Annotated in this window: 14 protein-coding genes; 5 read left to right on the top strand and 9 right to left on the bottom strand. The window is 52.1% G+C overall.

Features of this window, described 5'->3' with window-relative positions:
• Positions 1–5: 5 nt before the first annotated feature.
• From hemH to ACO0LC_RS07120, 3 genes are read left to right on the top strand one after another with little or no spacing between them, the layout of a single operon-like run.
• Complete coding sequence (gene hemH, locus ACO0LC_RS07130) at positions 6–1,112, top strand: ferrochelatase (RefSeq protein ID WP_423001954.1); 1,107 nt, start codon at positions 6–8, stop codon at positions 1,110–1,112.
• A gap of 7 nt (positions 1,113–1,119) precedes the next feature.
• Positions 1,120–1,944: a symmetrical bis(5'-nucleosyl)-tetraphosphatase gene (locus tag ACO0LC_RS07125; protein ID WP_423001953.1), complete on the top strand. Its 825-nt coding sequence runs from the start codon at positions 1,120–1,122 to the stop codon at positions 1,942–1,944.
• A 52-nt stretch (positions 1,945–1,996) separates the two neighbouring features.
• Positions 1,997–2,299, top strand: a complete 303-nt coding sequence (locus ACO0LC_RS07120; protein WP_423001952.1) for a hypothetical protein — start codon at positions 1,997–1,999, stop codon at positions 2,297–2,299.
• A 25-nt stretch (positions 2,300–2,324) separates the two neighbouring features.
• Here the strand turns inward: ACO0LC_RS07120 and ACO0LC_RS07115 are convergent, their stop codons facing one another.
• The 7 genes from ACO0LC_RS07115 to ACO0LC_RS07085 form a co-directional block, all read right to left on the bottom strand.
• Positions 2,325–3,065, bottom strand: coding sequence for a lysophospholipid acyltransferase family protein (locus ACO0LC_RS07115; RefSeq protein ID WP_423001951.1), 741 nt, complete (start codon positions 3,063–3,065; stop codon positions 2,325–2,327).
• 167 nt (positions 3,066–3,232) lie between these two features.
• Positions 3,233–3,553, bottom strand: coding sequence for a 1-deoxy-D-xylulose-5-phosphate synthase (locus ACO0LC_RS07110; RefSeq protein WP_423001950.1), 321 nt, complete (start codon positions 3,551–3,553; stop codon positions 3,233–3,235).
• An 8-nt stretch (positions 3,554–3,561) separates the two neighbouring features.
• Positions 3,562–4,848, bottom strand: a complete 1,287-nt coding sequence (locus ACO0LC_RS07105; RefSeq protein ID WP_423001949.1) for a dihydroorotase — start codon at positions 4,846–4,848, stop codon at positions 3,562–3,564.
• Between the two features lie 7 nt (positions 4,849–4,855).
• Entirely contained in the window at positions 4,856–5,827 is a 972-nt protein-coding gene (locus tag ACO0LC_RS07100; protein WP_422949513.1) for an aspartate carbamoyltransferase catalytic subunit, read from the bottom strand.
• Positions 5,820–6,341 carry a bifunctional pyr operon transcriptional regulator/uracil phosphoribosyltransferase PyrR gene (pyrR, locus tag ACO0LC_RS07095; RefSeq protein WP_423001948.1) on the bottom strand — a complete coding sequence of 174 codons (522 nt, stop codon included), beginning with the start codon at positions 6,339–6,341 and terminating at the stop codon, positions 5,820–5,822. Before pyrR ends, ACO0LC_RS07100 begins: the two co-directional genes overlap by 8 nt.
• Positions 6,338–6,733: a Holliday junction resolvase RuvX gene (gene ruvX / locus ACO0LC_RS07090; RefSeq protein WP_110255210.1), complete on the bottom strand. Its 396-nt coding sequence runs from the start codon at positions 6,731–6,733 to the stop codon at positions 6,338–6,340. The genes pyrR and ruvX overlap by 4 nt, the downstream gene beginning before the upstream one ends.
• Positions 6,733–7,350 (bottom strand): YqgE/AlgH family protein, encoded by a 618-nt coding sequence (locus ACO0LC_RS07085; protein ID WP_423002138.1) that lies wholly within the window; start codon positions 7,348–7,350, stop codon positions 6,733–6,735. The genes ruvX and ACO0LC_RS07085 overlap by 1 nt, the downstream gene beginning before the upstream one ends.
• Before the next feature lie 147 nt (positions 7,351–7,497).
• Here ACO0LC_RS07085 and ACO0LC_RS07080 point away from each other — a divergent pair, with 147 nt between their 5' ends.
• A complete protein-coding gene (locus ACO0LC_RS07080) occupies positions 7,498–8,988 on the top strand; it encodes a cryptochrome/photolyase family protein (protein WP_423001947.1) in 1,491 nt (496 codons plus the stop codon).
• A 39-nt stretch (positions 8,989–9,027) separates the two neighbouring features.
• Positions 9,028–9,201: a hypothetical protein gene (locus ACO0LC_RS07075; protein ID WP_423001946.1), complete on the top strand. Its 174-nt coding sequence runs from the start codon at positions 9,028–9,030 to the stop codon at positions 9,199–9,201.
• Between the two features lie 234 nt (positions 9,202–9,435).
• Here the strand turns inward: ACO0LC_RS07075 and ACO0LC_RS07070 are convergent, their stop codons facing one another.
• Together ACO0LC_RS07070 and ACO0LC_RS07065 are read right to left on the bottom strand one after the other, a co-directional pair.
• On the bottom strand, positions 9,436–16,293 hold the full coding sequence (locus tag ACO0LC_RS07070; RefSeq protein WP_423001945.1) for an Hpt domain-containing protein: 6,858 nt from the start codon (positions 16,291–16,293) through the stop codon (positions 9,436–9,438).
• A 261-nt stretch (positions 16,294–16,554) separates the two neighbouring features.
• Positions 16,555–18,894 carry a methyl-accepting chemotaxis protein gene (locus tag ACO0LC_RS07065; RefSeq protein WP_423001944.1) on the bottom strand — a complete coding sequence of 780 codons (2,340 nt, stop codon included), beginning with the start codon at positions 18,892–18,894 and terminating at the stop codon, positions 16,555–16,557.
• Between the last annotated feature and the right edge of the window lie 50 nt (positions 18,895–18,944).

Raw genomic sequence — 18,944 nt, 5'->3', positions numbered from 1 at the left:
CCCCTATGCGCTTCCTCAAAGAACCTGAATATTCACACGGCAAGATCGCCAAAACAGCCGTCGTACTCATCAACCTCGGCACGCCTGATGCGCCGACGACATCAGCTGTGCGTCGCTATCTCAAGCAATTTTTATGGGACAGGCGCGTGGTAGAAGTGCCACGGCCGATCTGGTGGCTGCTCTTGCATGGCATCATCCTGCCTTTTCGCTCAGGCCAATCGGCAAAAAAATATGCCTCTATCTGGACCAAGGATGGTTCGCCGCTGAAAATACACACGCAAAAACAAGCAGCCTTGCTGAAAGGTTATCTGGGTGAACGCGGACATGAAGTCCATGTTGCCTATGCCATGCGTTATGGCTCACCTTCCATTTCTGCGGTCTTGCAAAAACTCAAGCAAGAAGGCTATGAGCGCATACTGATTTTACCTGCCTATCCACAGTACTCTGCCACCACGACAGCCTCGAATTTTGATGCCGTCGCCCAGCATTATCAGCAAGTCAGGAATATGCCTGAGCTGCGCTTCATCAAGAATTATCATGACCATGATGGCTATATACTGGCCTTGAAAGCCTCAGTCATGGATCATTGGCAAAGCCATGGCAGGCCAGACAAACTGATCATGAGTTTTCATGGCTTGCCTAAAGCTTTCTTGCTGCGTGGTGATGCCTATCATTGCGAATGCTATAAAACCGCCCGCCTGCTGGCAGAAAAACTGGGACTCAGCAAAGAAGAATATGTGGTTACCTTCCAGTCACGCCTGGGTCGTGCCGAATGGCTGCAGCCCTACACAGCACCAACGGTGGTAAAACTGGCCAAAGAAGGCGTCAAGCGCGTCGATGTGATATGCCCAGGCTTTATCGCTGACTGCCTGGAAACCCTGGAAGAAATCGCCATCGAAGTAAAGACAGATTTCCTCAAGGCTGGTGGCAAGGAATTCAATTACATCCCCTGCCTGAATGAATCACCTGCCTGGATGCGTGGTCTGGCTGAAATTGCCGAGCAACATTTGATAGGTTGGCCTACCATGATCACTGCCAGCGTGCGCGAACAGCAAAAGCAGCAAGCCCTGATCAGCCGCGCAGAAGCCAAACGCCTCGGTGGTGAGCCCTGAGACTGTCATGGCAAAGACTTATTTCATCGGTGACATACAAGGCTGCGCCGATCAGTTGCAAAGCTTGCTCGACAAGATAGCGCAGACATCAGCGGATGCCAGCTACCTGTTTGCAGGTGACCTCGTCAACCGCGGCCCCAAATCGCTAGCCAGCCTGCGTCTGATACGTGATTTACAAATCGCTGGCCGGGCAGAATCCGTACTCGGCAACCACGACCTGCATTTGCTGGCCGTTGCCCAGGGAATACGCAAGGCAAGCCGCAGCGACACGCTGGACAATATCCTGCAGGCACCAGACCGTGAAGAACTACTGCACTGGTTGCGTCACAGGCCTCTGGCGATTTTGCAGGACCAGCATTTACTGGTGCATGCAGGAATTTTCCCGCAATGGTCTGCAAAAAAAACCATGAAGCTGGCGCACGAAGTGGAAGCCCAACTACGTAGCGACAATTGGGTGGATTTATTGCAGCATATGTATGGCAACACTCCCGTGCAATGGCAAGATGATTTGCAAGCCTATGACAGGTCACGTTGCATCATCAATGCCCTGACGCGCATGCGTTTTTGCACTGCAGATGGCATCATGGACTTTGACAGCAAGGATGGCCTGGACAGCGCCCCCAAGGGCTTTGCCCCATGGTTTGATCTGCCACGTGCCAGTGCCAAGGTCTGCACAGTATTTGGCCACTGGTCTACATTGGGATTGATCTTGCGCGAGAACCTGATCAGCCTGGATACTGGCTGCGTCTGGGGTGGCAAACTGACTGCTGTAGCGCTGGAAGACAGGCAAGTCGTACAGATAGATTGTCCGCAGCAGCAAAAACCCGGGTAAAAGTACCATAGGTGTTTTTTAAATAGTTGGCTCAACCTGATTAAATTTAAATATGAGCATATTTTGGTACGAAGGTATATTGATCTTGTTGGGATTGGTAACTTCAATATTTATTGGCCGCGCGACCAAAGATGGTAGCGGCTACGGTCTTATCTTTTTTTTCGGGTTCACTTCCGTCTTATTGGCTTTTATTCTCGCAGTTGCCGGAGTAATTTCTTTTACATTTTTGTGTTCAAATATTTCTATTCTATGCGTAGAAAAGGACGACAAAAATTTCTGGGCACAATCCTTATCGCTGATCGCTATACCCTTGTATGTTTTGGTGATGATGCGCTTCAAAAATACGGATGAGTAAGGTTATCGATCTAAATTAAAGTAAATCAAATTTTGTCACCCAACCCTAATTCTTTCATCACAGCTACACGCGCCACTTGCGCCACTTCCCTGCGGTGTGCACCTTCGGTAGGAATGGCAGGCAGGCGCACCAGTTCTGCCGTCATGCGTGGTGCAAGCAGGATGACCCGCATGCTTGCAACAAAAGTCATGTCACCGATAAAGTCAGCCGCTGCATGGAATTGCCCCTGCGCATCAAGGTAGCGCACAACAAAGGGTTGCACGGGCACATGTGCTTCTATTGCTGCTTCAAACAGGTTGGCGTGAAAAGACAGCAGATTGCCTTGTGCTGCTGTCGTACCTTCAGGGAAAAATGCGATGCGCTTGCCTGCTTCTATCTGATGTACCAGACCTTCATAGATACGGCGCACATCGCGCTGCCTGCCGCGCACCAGGAAAATCGTACCAGCCTTTTCACATAACCAGCCCAGCAAAGGCCAGTTGCGGATGTCTGACTTGGCGACGAAGTGGCAAGGATGCAGAGTATTGATGACAAAAATATCCAGCCATGACACATGATTGGAAACGATCATCGCCGACGGATTCACAGCCCCCTCGCTTTTATCCTTGAAAGCAACATCCACTGTGCAGATGGCGAGCAATTTGACCGACCAGCGACGAACCAGCTCATCACGCCTGGCATCAGAAGAAAACGGAAAAATCAACGCGCAAGTCAGCAGACCTGCCGTGAGATGGAGAAATATCCGGAAAAAATGCCAAACGATCATACTGACTCACAAAAATACTCACGTAGAGTAACAATTAAAAATAGCCAAGCTGAATAAACAAAAGCGGGAGTAAGGCTATACGCGCCTGTACTCCCACTCTTCCCACTCATCCCACTCAATCAAACGAATTTCTCATTGAGCAGTTTGGATCACGACCTCAGCCTGCTTCAGGCACGCAACCTTACTACTTCCTCTTTGGCATCTTCATCAATCAAGACACTCACTGACTCTGCATAATGCACATTGGAACCGCGTTTTTTGACGCCTGAAATCCAATACTCTTCATCGGTATCGGCGTCAATAAAATTACCGGATATTCCACCTCCGGTACACGCCTGCAAGGATTTTCCACGGTAGTAAACTGTTCGTCCTGTTTTGGAAAACTCAACCCAACCTATGCGTGCAGCAACATCATTGATCAAGCCGTTTTTGTTTTCCACATACATGACGCGTCTTTGTTCGCCACGGGTACGCTGATTACTTTTCATCTGCGATCTTAATGCAAGGTATCAAACGCAATATGCCCTGAAACTATCGTGGCCTTGACCACGCCTGGCAATTCATAACCCAGGAAAGGCGTGTGCTTGCCCTGGCTGGCCAGGGCTTTGGCTTCTACCTTCCAGCGCGTGGCAGGATCAAAAATGCAAATGTCAGCTGCCTGGCCAACCGCGATTTGCCCGGCCGGCACGCCTGCCACCTTGGCGGCATGCTGGCTGATCTTGGACAGGGCCAAGCTCAGGCTGACGTCGCCACGACTGTCTTCTGCCCATTTCAGTGCCAGTGACAATAATAATTCCAGGCCGGTGGCACCGGGTGACGCTTCGGCAAAGGGTAGCAGTTTTTCATCATCATCGACCGGGGTATGGTCGGAGCATATCGCATCGATGGTGCCGTCTTTCAATGCCGCAGAGATTGCATCGCGGTCACGCTGACTGCGTAAAGGCGGGGTCAGGCGGGCATTGGAATCGAAGTAACCAATATCAGCGTCCGTCAGATGCACATGATGAGCACCAACGTCGCAGGTCAGCGGCAAGCCTTCTTTCTTGGCTTTGCGTATCAACTCCAGACCGGCAGCAGAAGAGATGCGGCACAGATGCACTTTGGCACCAGTGGCACGCATGAGTTCAAACAGAGTATGCAGGGCTATCGTCTCGGCCATGACGGGCACGCCAGACAAGCCCAGGCGTGAAGCCAGCGGGCCGCTGTGGGCGACACCACCCTGGCCTATGTAGGCATCTTGCGGACGCAGCCAAACAGTGAACCCAAAGGTGGCGGCGTAATCCAAAGCTCTTTGCAGGGTATTGGTATTGGCGATGGTTTCTTCAGCCTGTGAAAAACCGATGCAACCAGCCTCTGTCAGCTCAACCATCTCGGTCAGGGACTCGCCCTTCAAACCAACGGTCAGTGCTCCCAGTGGATAAACGTGAGCCTTGTTTTGCATGCGCGCTCTTTGCTTGAGCATTTCTACCAGGCCTGATTCATCCAGCACAGGGTCAGTATCTGGCGGGCACACCAGGCTGGTGACGCCGCCGCGCATAGCGGCTTGCAATTCAGATTCCAGCGTAGCCTTGTATTCAAAGCCGGGTTCACGCAGGCGAGCACTGAGGTCTACCAGGCCAGCGGTGACGATCAGGCCAGTTGCATCAATAGTTTTATTAGCGACAAAATCGGTTGGTGCCTGGCCCAGGGCGACGATCTTGCCAGCAGCGATAAACACGTCCTGTACTGCATCGCTAGCACTCGCCGGATCAATCACGCGGCCATTTTTGATATGTATCTTCATATTCTCCTCATACCCCGCCGCTGTTGCCAGCGACGATGCTCATGACAGCCATGCGCACGGCGATACCAAAAGTCACTTGCGGCAGTATCACTGCCTGCGGGCCATCGGCCACGGCAGAATCAATTTCCACACCACGGTTCATGGGGCCGGGGTGCATGACGATGGCATCTGGTTTTGCCAGCGCCAGGCGTTCTGGCGTCAGGCCATAGCTCTTGAAATATTCTTGTGCCGAAGGCAGCAAGGCACCGCTCATGCGTTCATTTTGCAAGCGCAGCATGATGATGACATCGACTCCTTTGAGGCCTTCATCCATGTTGTTGAATACCCGCACACCCATTTGCTCCAGGCCACCTGGCAACAGAGTGCGTGGGCCTATCACGCGCACTTCAGGCACGCCCAGCATGGTTAATGCATGGATATCGGAACGGGCGACGCGGCTGTGCAAGACGTCACCGACAATGGCGACTGTCAGGTTGGTGAAGTCTTTTTTGTAGTGGCGTATGGTGTACATGTCCAGCAAACCCTGGGTGGGGTGGGCATGGCGGCCATCACCGGCATTCACCACGTGGACATGATGTTGCTTGGTGTCGTTCAGATGCTTGGCGATCAGGAAGGGTGCGCCTGAAGTGGCATGACGCACGACAAACATGTCGGCATGCATGGCGGCCAGATTGTCGATGGTGTCGAGCAGGGATTCGCCCTTGCTGGTACTCGAAGCGGCGATGTTGAGATTGATGACATCTGCCGACAAACGCTTGGAGGCAATCTCAAAGGTCGTGCGTGTGCGGGTAGAGTTTTCAAAGAACAGATTGAAAACGCTTTTGCCACGCATCAGCGGTACTTTTTTGACTTCCCTATCGCTAACGCTGACGAATGAAGATGCAGTATCGAGAATATGGTTGACGATGGCTTTCGGCAAGCCATCTATCGTCAGCAAATGCTGGAGTTCGCCGTGTTTATTGAGCTGGGGATTATGCATGGTCGACAGAGATGCTGAAAGTGCCGTCATCTGCACGTTGCAGATTGACAGAGACGGCGGGTTCAAATGAGGCAGTATGGGCTACAAAATCCGCAGCCACCGGCAATTCGCGGCCACCACGGTCTACCAGGGTAGCCAGCATGATGCGGGCCGGGCGGCCATAATCAAATAATTCATTGATGGCGGCGCGGGTGGTGCGGCCTGTGTACAACACATCATCTACCAGGATGATTTGCGCACCATCGACATCGAAAGGAATTTTCGTAGGTTTGACTTCGGCATGCAGGCCCTTGGCAGCATAGTCGTCGCGATAAAATGACACATCGATGCGACCGGCTTTATTTGGCAAGCCCAGGTCCTGCACCAGGCGCTCGGCTATCCAGGCACCGCCTGAATAAATGCCAACAATGGCCAGTTTGTTTTGTGCCAGCGCATGTGGCCTGATTTGCTCCAGTAGCTGCTGATACAGGGCTTCTGCATCAAGCTGGGCAACATTAGTGGTCGTGGTAGTCATGGCGTTTCATCAAAATATTGTTGCAGTATGAGGGCAGCCGCATCGTCGTCTATAAACTCGCCACGCGAGCTTGAGAGTACGGCAGAAGAATAGCGTTCATCAACCAGCACGGCGGGCAAATTGAAGCGGCCATTGAGCTGGTTGGCAAAGCGCTTGCAGCGCTGTGTCATTTCATTGTCGGCACCATCGGGATGCATGGGCAAACCCACCACGCACAGCACGGGCTGCCATTTTTCTATGAGCTTGGTGATGTCGGCAAATTTGCCGTCATTGGTAGGGGCGTGGATGATGCTGAGTGCCTCAGCCTGGCGCAAAAAAGTATTGCCAACGGCAACGCCTATGCGTTTTAAACCAAAATCAAAGGCGAGTACCGTACCTTCGCTTGCAGCCATCAGGCATGCCCCGCTTCGGCTGCCAGCATCAGTGGGTCTATGCCCAGCAATTTGATGGCAGCGGCAAAACGCTCTTCCAGCGGCAAATCGAACAGGATGCGTGCATCAGCAGCGACTGTCAGCCAGCCATTCGCCAAAATTTCTTGTTCCAGTTGGCCAGCACCCCAGCCTGCATAACCGACACTGATGAGGACTTGCTCGGGCCCGTCGCCAGCAGCCACCGCTTCCAGCACATCGCGTGAGGTGGTGAAGGCGATTTCATCGGTCACTTTTAATGAAGATGAATATTCACCGACAGGTGTATGCAGGACAAAACCACGGTCATCTTGCACCGGCCCGCCAAATATGACGGGGCGTTTGCCTATGGGATGAGAGTCTGGAATGATTTCCAGCTTCAAGTCTATGCGGTCAAACAGGCCAGCCACGGTCAATTCTATGGGCCGGTTGATGACCATGCCCATGGCACCACGCGGACTATGTTCGCACAGATAAATGACCGTACCGCCAAAGACGGGGTCCATCATGGATGGCATTGCAATCAGGAAATGATTGGTTAAATTCAATTCCAAATTGTTATCATCTTCGCGTTTCACCTGAAATTTATGTCTGGAAGTCATGGGGGCCGACTGTGTTGCATCGTCGTGCAGATTGGTATGTAGTGATTTTGTTTGCTTCGCCATGGTCACATTTTAGCATTTTTAGCGTGCATTTTCGATGTGTGCTAAGGTGCCACACTGCGTTTTGACCACACTATCAGACAGATCATGCAAGAAATTCAAGCTCACTTTCCACGCTCGCTGGTCTGGTTCCGCCGCGACCTGCGTAATTTTGATCATGCTGCCCTGTATCGTGCCCTGCGGCAAAGTGACAAGGTCTACTGCGCTTTTATCTTTGATAAAACAATATTAGACAATTTGCCAGAAAATGACAGGCGGCTGGCCTTTATTCATGAAAGTATTATTGAACTGGATCAAGAACTGCAACAAATGGGCGGTGGCTTGCTGGTACGTTATGCCCATGCAGAAACAGCCATACCACAGTTGGTGGCAGAACTTGGCGTGGACGCCGTGTTCACCAATCATGATTACGAACCACAGGCCGCGGCCCGTGATGAGTCTGTCAGGCAAGAATTATCAAAACAAAATTGTGCATTTCTGAGCTTTAAAGACCAGGTTATATTTGAAAAGGCTGAAGTCTTGTCGCTGGCGAATGCGCCCTTCTCTGTCTTCACGCCCTACAAAAATGCCTGGCTGAAAAAATTCCATGCAGAAGGAAGCGACTTTTATTCGCGCTCTTACCCCATAGAAAAATATGCGCACAAGCTAAGCCGCATCTCAGCACAAACCATACCCACACTGGCAGAAATGGGCTTTGCCCTGGCCGCTGAACGCCGTATGCCGGTCGCCGCTGGCATGTCGGGCGCACGCACTTTGCTGGAAGACTTTATCGGCCGTATGAAGCTATATGACCAGTCGCGTGATTTCCCGGCGATCAAGGGGCCGTCTTATCTGTCGGTTCATTTGCGCTTTGGCACGATATCGATACGTCAGCTGGTGCAGGAGGCCCTGCGGCAAATGCGTATCTCTGCCAATCGCGGTGCAGAAATCTGGTTGTCTGAACTGGTCTGGCGCGACTTTTATTTCATGATCTTGCATCATCACCCGCATGTAGCAAGCCGCTCGTTCAAACCAGATTACGATGCCATACAATGGGAAACCGGCGCGCAAGCTGACGCCCACTTCGCCGCCTGGTGCGAGGGCCGCACTGGCTACCCTCTAGTCGATGCTGCCATGCTGCAACTGAACCAGACCGGCTACATGCACAACCGCCTGCGCATGGTCACCGCCTGCTTCCTCATCAAAGACCTGGGCATAGACTGGCGCCGCGGCGAAGCCTATTTCGCCGAACACCTGAACGACTTCGACCTCTCCGCCAACAACGGTGGCTGGCAATGGGCATCGTCATCAGGTTGCGACGCCCAGCCTTACTTCCGCATCTTCAATCCCATCACCCAGTCAGAAAAATTCGACGCCGAAGGCAAGTTCATCAAACGCTACCTGCCACAACTGGCGAAACTGGACAAACGCAGTATCCACGCGCCGTGGAAGGCTGCACCGCTGTTACTGGAACAGGCTGGGGTGAAGATAGGCAAGGATTATCCATTTCCGCTCGTCGAACATGATGTGGCGAGGAAACAGACTTTGACGCGGTATGCGGTGGTGAAGAAGGTGGCTACGCTTGGTGAGGATGAGTGAGGATTGAAGGTTTGATAAACCGGCGCTGATGGCAATGTGTTGAGTGGTTTTGACGTTGGTTTTGACGTTGGTTTTGACGTTGGTTTTGACGTTGGTTTTGACGTTGGTTTTGACGTTGGTTTTGACGTTGGTTTTGACGTTGGTTTTGACGTTGGTTTTGACGTTGGTTTTGACGTTGCAGTTGGTTTTGACGTTCGCAGTTCCCATGTGTAGCCGCCGGTCTACCACCGGCTGGCGATCGTAATCAATGAGTGCAGGTACTCAAAATGTGCACCAGTAAATCAATGTACAGCCTGTTACGAACGCCGCTGGATTCCTGCCTACGCAGGAATGACAACATTTAGTTTACGGTGATTCAATCGATGCTTATTAGCAATCACATAAAGCTAAAAACAAAAAAGCAGAGATCACTCTCTGCTTTTTTGACTACCTAAATCTACAGCCTGCTTACACAATCACCGCCGCATCTTTACCCAGGAACCCCATAATCGCCCCCAACAAATCATCCTCGCGATAAGGCTTACCAAAGTACTCATTGACACCAAGTTCTTTCGCATAGTTACGATGTTTATCCGCAGTACGCGAAGTAATCATGATGATAGGAATATGGCTGGTACGTGAATCGCTGCGTACGTTACGGGTCAGATCGAAGCCGTCCATGCGTGGCATTTCGATATCGACCAGCATCACGTCTGGTGTGACTGACTGCAACTGCTCCAGCGCATCAATACCGTCTTTTGCCAGGATGACCTGGTAGCCCTCACGTGTCAGCAAACGCTGGGTCACGCGGCGTACGGTCAGGGAGTCATCGACGACCATGACGGTATGCTGGGTACGCAAGCCCTGTACAGGTTCGGCCTTGGCGACTGCCACTTCCGTTGCTGTATGCAAGTTGGCAACAGCACCCATTTCTGGTGTGGCTTCTGTACCCAGTTGCTGCAGGCGTGCATGTTCGTGCTCCATGCGTTGTGCCAGCGGTACAGGGTTCAGGATCAGAACAATTTCGCCGGAACCGAGTACGGTGGCGCCGGCAATACCTGTCATACGTGCCAGTTGCGGGCCGATGTTTTTAACAACCACCTCGCGGTTACCCAGAACGTCATCGACGTGAATTGCAACACGCTCACCACCGCTCTTCATGATCAGCAGCGGGCTGTATTGTTGTGTCATCGGTGTCGCGTCGTCCTGGCCCAGCATGGAGGACAGGTAGTACAAAGTCACGCGCTGACCTTGCCACATGACTGCACCATCGTTGTAGGCATTGGCCAGGGCATTCGATTTCAGTTGCTGTACTTGCTCAACCAAAACGGAAGGTACGGCGAAGGTACGGCCACCAGAACTCAGCAAGACCACCTGCGTTACTGCCAGTGTCAAAGGCAGACGAATCGTGAATTCTGCGCCCTTGCCTTCGCTGGTCGTCACTTCTACACGACCACCCAGGGATGCGGCTTCAGAACGAACCACGTCCATACCGACACCACGGCCAGCCAGTTCAGTGATTTCAGTCGCTGTCGAGAAGCCAGGTTCGAAAATCATGTTGGCTGTTTCGAGCTCACCAGGATTATCTTCATGCGTAATCAAGCCAACGGACAGCGCTTTTTCGCGGATGCGGGTCAGGTTCAGGCCCTGGCCGTCATCGCTGAAGCGGATCACAACCTCATTACCTTCCTGACGAATCTCAATCAGCAATTCACCGGTTTCTTCCTTGCCATTGTTACGCCTTTGCGCACGGCTTTCTATGCCGTGGACAATCGCATTACGCAGCAAGTGTTCGAAAGGACCGGCCATTTTTTCCAGAACGCCCCTATCCATCTCTACCGTGGCACCGCGGATATCCAGGTTGACGCGCTTGTCGACTTCTTTGGAAGTCTGGCGAGTCACGCGATACAAACGCTCGGAAATACTGGCGAAAGGTATCATACGCACGCGCATCAAATCCTGTTGCAAGTCACGTGTCAAACGCGCCTGTACCAGCAAGTCATTCGATGCACCGTCGATAGTACGGGTCAAGTTGGTTTGCACGGTGGCAACGTCGCTGACGCTTTCGGCCATCATGCGTGTCAATTCTTGCAAACGGGTGAAGCGGTCAAACTCAAGTGGATCAAATTCACGGTCGCCAGAATGCGCCATACGTGAGGTGATCTGGGTTTCTGCCTGGATCTCGACTTCACGCAACTGATCGCGCAGACGGTTGACGTTCTCTGTCAATTCGCTGAGGGATGAGCGCAAGGTGCTGACTTCATTTTCCAGACGTGAGCGCGAGATGGAAACTTCACCGGCCTGATTAACCAGACGATCAAGAATATCGGCGCGCACACGCACCAGTGGAACCGGGGTATTTGCGCCCACCGGCGTGTTTACCGGAGCTGCCACGGCTGTCGATGGTGTGGCACGTGTCATCATCGGCACGACAGGCGTCAGGTTCACCAATTCATTGATGATCACTGGTGCATCTGTATTGCTGGCCGCCATTTGTTCCTGGAACTGATCCAGCTCTTGCGCTGTAGTCAGCGGTGCTTCCGCCTGCACTGGTGCTGCATAGGCTTCTGGATGCAGCAAACGGTCAAACATGTGCATGCTGTGATCGTGACGTGCAAGCAAATCATCAAGCAGGGAGGCGCGCACCGCGCTACCGCCATGCATCAGACTTTCGATACGTGATTCCATGTCATGGATGTGCTGACCCAGGCCCATGGCACCCGCCATACGTGCACTGCCCTTGATGGTGTGCATGATACGGGCGATGGCTTGTGGTGCGGCCATGTCGTCCGGCTTGTCTTGCCAGGTACGCAGCAACTGACCAACCATAGGCAGCAAATCATTACCTTCTTCTATGAAGACAGGTAACAAGTCCATATCCAGGTCATCACGGATCTGGACGGTACCATCACTCACTGGTGCAACGTATTCTGGTGCTGCCGCCTGAGTCACAGCTTCGGTTATAACAACTGATTCTGCTGGTACAGCTTCAGCCACCAGTGCTTCTGCCACAGGTTCAGACTCAATAACTGGTTCAGTAATTGGTTCAACCACTGGTTCTGCTTCGACTACAGACTCAAGTTCAGGCGTCGCAACAAACTCAGCAACAGGTTCCACTGGAAGGATGTCATCCATGGCATCTGTCATGATGGCACCGATACGATCAGTAATAGTTTCTACTGGCGCTTCCGGTTCTGGCAAAGCAACTGCATCTATCGTCGTCAAACCATCCAGCTCGGGCAAGTGGCCGATAAGATCTGCAACGACGGACTCTGCGCTTACAGCTTCTGCAGCGATAATTTCTGGCTCATCCTCCAGCGGCAAGCCAGCCACCAGCTCTTCTTCGACGACAGGCAGGGCATCCAGCACTTCTGCATGATCGAGATTGAAGTCTGATTCATGCAAGGCTTCAGCCAGGACTGGCAATTCTTCCACTGGAAGCTCTACAGTTTCTGGTGACTCTACTGCAGTGATCAACTCACTTGTTTCGACTACTGGCAAGCTATCGATCGCGTCTATGCTCAATGTATCTTCTGCGAGCGCGTCAGCTTGATGCAGGTCTGCAGACAAGTCGACCGGGTCGAGCTTTTCATTGGTGGATGTGATGAACTCTTCATCAGCACCTGCATTCGAGCGCTCTATGACGACTTGCAGCAAATGTTCGAGCTGACGGATTTCTTCTGGCGCAGATGCTGCCATTTCCGACAAGGCAAACTTTTGCAGCATGCGTTTGGCAGAATCCAGCGCACGTTCCAGCACATCGAACTCTGTTTCCAGCAAGCTGACAGGATGACGTTCCAGTCTCTGCAAGACAAATTCCAGGCTATGCGCCAGCTCTTGCAAAGGCTTGAGGCCTACTGTTGCCGAGCTGCCCGCCAGAGAATGGCTGGCGTGGATGGCATGAGTAGAAACATGACGATGTGGCTCATGTCTCCATTCGGCAAAGTCCTGCACCAGGAAACGGACGATCTCATCTGTTTCTGCCATGTAGATGGAGTACAGAGGAAGGCTGATTTCTATATCGCCTATACGCTTGATATTGTCGTCCACGCTAGGCGATGGCGTCGACAAGTCAGGGAAGTCGATGATTTTTGCCGTAGCGGCTTCAGCAACTTCATGTGTTGTTGCAACTTCAATTACTTCCTCTACTGCCGGAATTTCTGTGGTGACAACAGGTTCAACTGGCAAGCTCACTTCAGGCGGCAAGTCTGCTGGCAAATCTGTCAAAACCAGTTCTTCGGCATGTTCTGCAGGCAGATCCAATGTCAGTTCTGCCACTGGTTCTGGCGTCACTTCGGCTACTGCTATCGCTGGTGCGTCTTCCACTGCCAGTGGTATTTCAGCAACCAGTATTTCAGCTTCCTGGACTGGCATGTCTTCAGTAGCGACTGCCGCTTCCAGGGCAAGCTCCAATGGCAAGGCATGTTCTTCAGCAGAGACTGCTACCGGAGTATCAAGCGTCAATTCAGCCAAGCTTGCCGTAGCTGTTACCGGTACCTCTTCAACAACTGCAGGCACCAGCGGTGCTGCTACTACCGTTTCAGGTTCAGGCACCAGTTCAACTGGTGTAAAGTCAAATGCTTCCAGCTCAACAGCGGCATGTTCAATTGCAGGGGCAGCTTCTTCCACAACAGGAATCGCCAGGGCCTCAATTTCCTCTTCAACAGGCAAGGCGGCAGCTTGAATTTCTTCTGCTACTGGGACAGGCAAGACTTCAGGCTCGACGGCTGGTGTAGTGACGACTGCAACAGCTTCAGCCACTGGTTCGGCAAGCTCGACAACTTCAACAACTTCAGGAATATCCTGATAATCGAGGCCAGACTTGACGCGTTCGGCAGCAGCAATAATGGCTTTGCCTGTACGTGACGAGACACCGCTTTGCTTTAATTCTTCTACCCATTCGACCATCTCGCGTGCAGTGCGATCCAGCAGGGCATACAGGTTTTCATCACCGCTACGGGAGTCAGACAGCCACAGGTTCATGACCTGCTCTATGCTCCATGCCGCTTCACCAAACACCATCAGGCCGACCATGCGGCCACTGCCTTTGAGTGTATGGAAAGAACGACGCAAGCTGGTCAGGTATTCCTGGTTATTGGTATCTTTTCTGGACAGCGGCAAAGTAGTCTGGACATAGGCCAATACTTCATCTGCTTCCATGAGGAAAATTTCCAGCAATTCAGCATCAATGGCATCATCGCCGTCAGGGATTTCCTGGGCTTGCACAGTAGCCACCACGGGTTCAGCCGCTGCAGTAACGATATCTTGCAAAGCTTCCGAGGCACCGGCCTGATCAGTTTTACCCAGGAGATCAATGGCAGATTTGGCGCGATCCGATGCAGCTGTATCATCCAGCAAAATAGCCACTGAACGCTCGGATTCCAGCGAGCTTTTCAGTTGTGCCTGCAAACCAGCATCATGCGGTGCTTCTGCCAGCGAAGCAGCCAGGCGAGCAGATTCCTGCTGTTGCTGAGCCAGTTCTTGCTCGGCAGTCTTGAGAATGGCAACCTTGCTTTCCTGGCCATGGCCTTCATCGCCAGGCAGGTGTATATCTGCGCTAGGCAGCAATTCCTTGCTTGCCTGGGCTTCCAACAAGTTGGAGCGGAACAGGCCAGCTTCCTGATCGAAACTGAATTTCTTTTTAGCCGTTTCTGGCTGGGATTGCAGCGTCTCGATGAAGAAAGACAGTGCACCTATATTTTGCGCCACATTTTCATGAGCGGCGGCTTGCGCCACAGGGTCTGCTGCATCTTCGGCAGAGAACTTGCTGATCATCTGACGAGTATGGTCGACTGCCAGCACGGCGTCATCCTGATCCAGCATGGACAATGCACCACCGATCTGATGCAAATTGCCATCGATAGGTTTCAGTGTTTCTTTATCGCTAGGTGTGCGGAAATATTCGTCCAGCACTTTTTCTATATGACGCAAACTCGATTGCATCTCGCCTACCAGTACACCCATGGTCTGGCGCTGCTGTGCTTCGCGGGAAATTTCACCCATCCAGCTAGCCTGGGTTTGGGGGGTTTCGCCGGAAACAACAGACAATAAACGCGTGGTGATTTCTTCTGCGCGCTCGGCAAAATGTGCTGGCAAACGAGTCACATGGTCAAGCGCATGCTCAACGAATAAGAGACTGGTTGCCAATTCTATGCCTAGCTTGCTGCCATCGGGAGAATGCGCGACATGGCGGGCAATGCCATTCAGTTCACGCAAGAGCTTGGCCAGTGCTGGAGCATTCAAACCTGCGCCGGTATCAGCCAGGTCTGTCATTTTTTGTGAGAATTTTTCTGCCAGGCCAGTTTCGCCATTGGCAATTCTGCCCCACAAATTCTTCACTGCCGACAATTGCTCTTTGGCGGCTGTCAGTGCACCAGCAGTAATCTGACCATAATTTTTTTGGTCATAATCGACGGGCACCTTGTCATCGAGCTGATAAGCCTTGCGCACCCTGGTGACAAAAGGAGAAGGGTTTTCAACCTGGGCCAGGAAAAACAGGGCATCTCGCAAGAGGCGTTCCGGGATGGTGCTGACACCTTCTACCAGACGGCGGATTTGCAGATTGATGCGACCGAAGATTTGTTTGACATATTGCTGATTGTCGATGGCACCGTGGCCCACAGCTTCGACAAAAGCGCGCATGACTACCCAGAAAGCCTTGGCCTGGGAATTGGTTTGACCGTTTTCAATTTCTGCAATCAGGTCATGCATGGATTGCGTGGCGGCGCGTTGCTGTTCCTTGTCTTTGCTGGTCAAGACTGTCAGCAAAAGTTTTTCGAAGCGCTGGCGCAAACCGGTATAGCTGACGGCCACAGCTTTGCTGCTAACGGCCAGCTCAGGTATCTGCTCTTTGGCGGACAGCGAAGGAAAGAATAAATCCGCAGGATGAATACGCTCAGCACCTTTCAATTCCAGCAAGGCGCGATAATAAGGGAACAAGCGCACTGGCTGATGGGGCGCACCTGACAGTAAATCTTCGAGATAACGCAAGACTGCATGGAAGGCATCGACGATGACCTCGACATTTGCTTGTGTCATCTCAAGCTGACCATTTTGCAGGCGCTCGAGCAATTCTTCTATGGTTTCTGTAACGATGGATACACCATCGACATCAACAATCTGCAAGGCACCATGAGCCTGGTGCAGATAGCTTTTTGCATGCAATAAGGTAGTTGGGCGGGTTTCAGTGTCCTGGGCAAGTGCGTCTGTCAGCATTTTGCCAGCATTCGTGATTGCTTCCCGCACTTCTCCCATCACCCAGGACAACGGCCCGATGTCGAACTGTTCCTGTGGAAGATCTGGCGATTTTGAAAAATCGGATGTCATGCGTACTCCGCAAACTCAAGGGCAATGGACCGCAGTCCATTGCCGTGCAAATATGATAGGGTTGCAGCTAATGGACTGTAACAGTGAAAACGTGAGTGAAGGGCATTTGCCCGGCGAACCGGGGTCAGGCCAGGCTTCCAGCTATACTCAGCGATAGCTTGGCTATCGCGAATATGTGCAACGCCACCCTGGTCGGCGCGCACTTGGCAGACACTTCGTTTTTCACTTTTAAGGTCCACTCTCACAACCGGGGCGTGAAAATCAGGCGGCAACCCGGAACCGTGACACAGAGTTCTTGAGTTCTTCCGCAAGCATGGACAATTCCTTAATGGACACCGCAGTTTGCTGCGTACCATGCTGCGTTTGCTCGGTGATGGTCAAAATGTGTTGAATATTTTGTGCAACGCCGTTAGCTGAGGTAGCTTGTTGTTCCGTCGCCAGCGAGATACCTTGAATCAGTTCCGCGAGACGGTTGGAAACGCTACGGATTTCAGACAGCGCCGTACCGGCCGCATCTGACAGTTTTGCTCCCTCAACCACACCCTGAGTGGATTTTTCCATCGCGGCAACCGCGTCATGGGTATCCGTTTGAATCGTACGAACCAGCGCACCAATCTGCTTGGTCGCTTCAGCTGAACGTTCCGCCAGACGTTGAACCTCTTCCGCAACCACCGAGAAGCCTCGACCGGCTTCACCCGCAGACGCCGCCTGAATCGCCGCATTCAGCGCCAGTACGTTGGTTTGTTCGGTAATGTCGGAAATCAGCTCAGTGATCTCACCAATCTCTTGTGAAGATTCACCCAGACGTTTAATACGTTTGGAAGTTTCCTGGATCTGTTCGCGAATCTCGTTCATACCCTTGATGGCGTTTTCCACCGCATGGGCACCTTGCTCCGCCGCAGCAACCGACTGACGCGCAACCAGTGCTGATTCATTCGCAGAGCGGGAAACGTCAGTAATCTCAGCCGCCATCGTCAGAACCACCTGACCAGCATCAGAAATCTCGCGAGACTGTTGTTCAGACGCCGTCAACAAGTCACTGGAAATATTCTGCGCTTGTGTCGATGCTGAAGTAACCTGTTCTGCAGTTGCCGTAACACGACCTACCAGACCGCGCAACTCTTCCACCGTGTAGTTAACCGAGTCGGCAATCGCGCCCGTGATATCTTCAGAAACCGTCGCTTGCACAGTCAAGTCACCATCCGCAACCTCTTGCAATTCATTCATCAGTCGCAAAATCGCAGCCTGATTCTGATCGTTCGCGGCTTTCGCTTCTTCTTCCTGTTTCTGCGCTTGCATCATCTGTGCCGCAGCTTCGAGACGGCGATCATTCGCTTCCCTGGCGCGGTTACGACTTTCCTGCAACTGAACGAAACCCACACCTACCGCAGCCAGCAGCGCGAAGAAGGCAGAGCCCAACATGGCGTAGAAGTAGATACTTGTACCATCCTGCTCGGTGGTGTAAGTCTTCTGCAATTTGGAGAGCTTGATCTTGAGATCTTCGTTCTCGTTAAACACCAGCTGTTCGGATTGTTTTGCAGCGATAAAGTTTTGCAGATTGCCCAGAATGCTGGAAACCCATACCTGATATTCAGAGAAGGTTTTTTGCAGTTCAGTCAATTTGTCGCGTGTATCTGCATCCTTGGTAGCGGTCAGGCGCAATACATCACTCCCTTTCAGGAAGCCATCGACCAGATCACGGAAAGTATTGGTATCTTTACCCAGCAAGAACGCCGTTTCAGGATTAACACCCTCGGAAGTCAGGAATTCATTCGCACTACGACCCAGACGCTGGGTCAACATGACCAGCTGACCGGCAGCATTAATTTCACGCGCAGATCCGCCGCCTTGTACTTTCAAGGTGGAAATCTGTTCAGTCAATTCCAGCAGGATTGGCGACAGGGCATTCATTTTTTGCAGTGTCTGACCGAAACCCGTCAATTCTTTTTGACGGTTCAAGATCGTTTCCGCAGCCTTATTCGAATTGTCCCAGGCTTTTTGCGCTTCTTTGACGGCTGGCTCCAGAGTGGAGTCGGCTTTTTTAACCGAACGACCCTGGTAAGTACCACCCTTGAGCAAGAGGTTCAAGTCTGAGTTCATTTCAGACCGGCTATCCTTGAGCTGTTTAAACGCTTCGACGTTACCCTGAATCGCATTTGGCGCCGCTTTACCAATACGCTGCGAGTGCATCAGCGACTCACCGGCGATTTGCGCTTGTGTGGACAGCAAGGTTGAGTGGTCGGAGTTCAGATACACAGAAACACCACCCAGTAACAGGAAGAACACCATCGTGCCGAGCAAGAAGTTGGTCTGACGACGAACCGACATGCCGCCAATGATGGGCAGGCGCATGCCAGTACCCTTCTCCAGTGCATCACCAATAAAGGTGGCGTCCCCGTAAGACTCGGCCTTGGGTGCGGCAGTTTCTGCCACGGCAGGCGTACTGGCAGCTTCCTGCGCAGCAGGAGTCACCATTTTTACATTGTTTGCTTCTTCAATTTCAATCGAATCAGCATTCCCGAACGACCTTGCCGCAACTTCTGCTCCGTCAATTTCCGGATCTTCTTTATCTTTGGACAAGAACGGTAGATTAAATGCCATTACTAAGTCTCCTAAACGATTGAAAAGCTGTCAGTTCTGCTTGAGTGCAC

It is taken from the genome of Undibacterium sp. JH2W (genome assembly GCF_049340425.1).
Lineage (GTDB): Bacteria > Pseudomonadota > Gammaproteobacteria > Burkholderiales > Burkholderiaceae_D > Undibacterium.
Note: the sequence above shows the minus strand (reverse complement) of the source record. Positions and strands in the feature narration are given on the sequence as shown.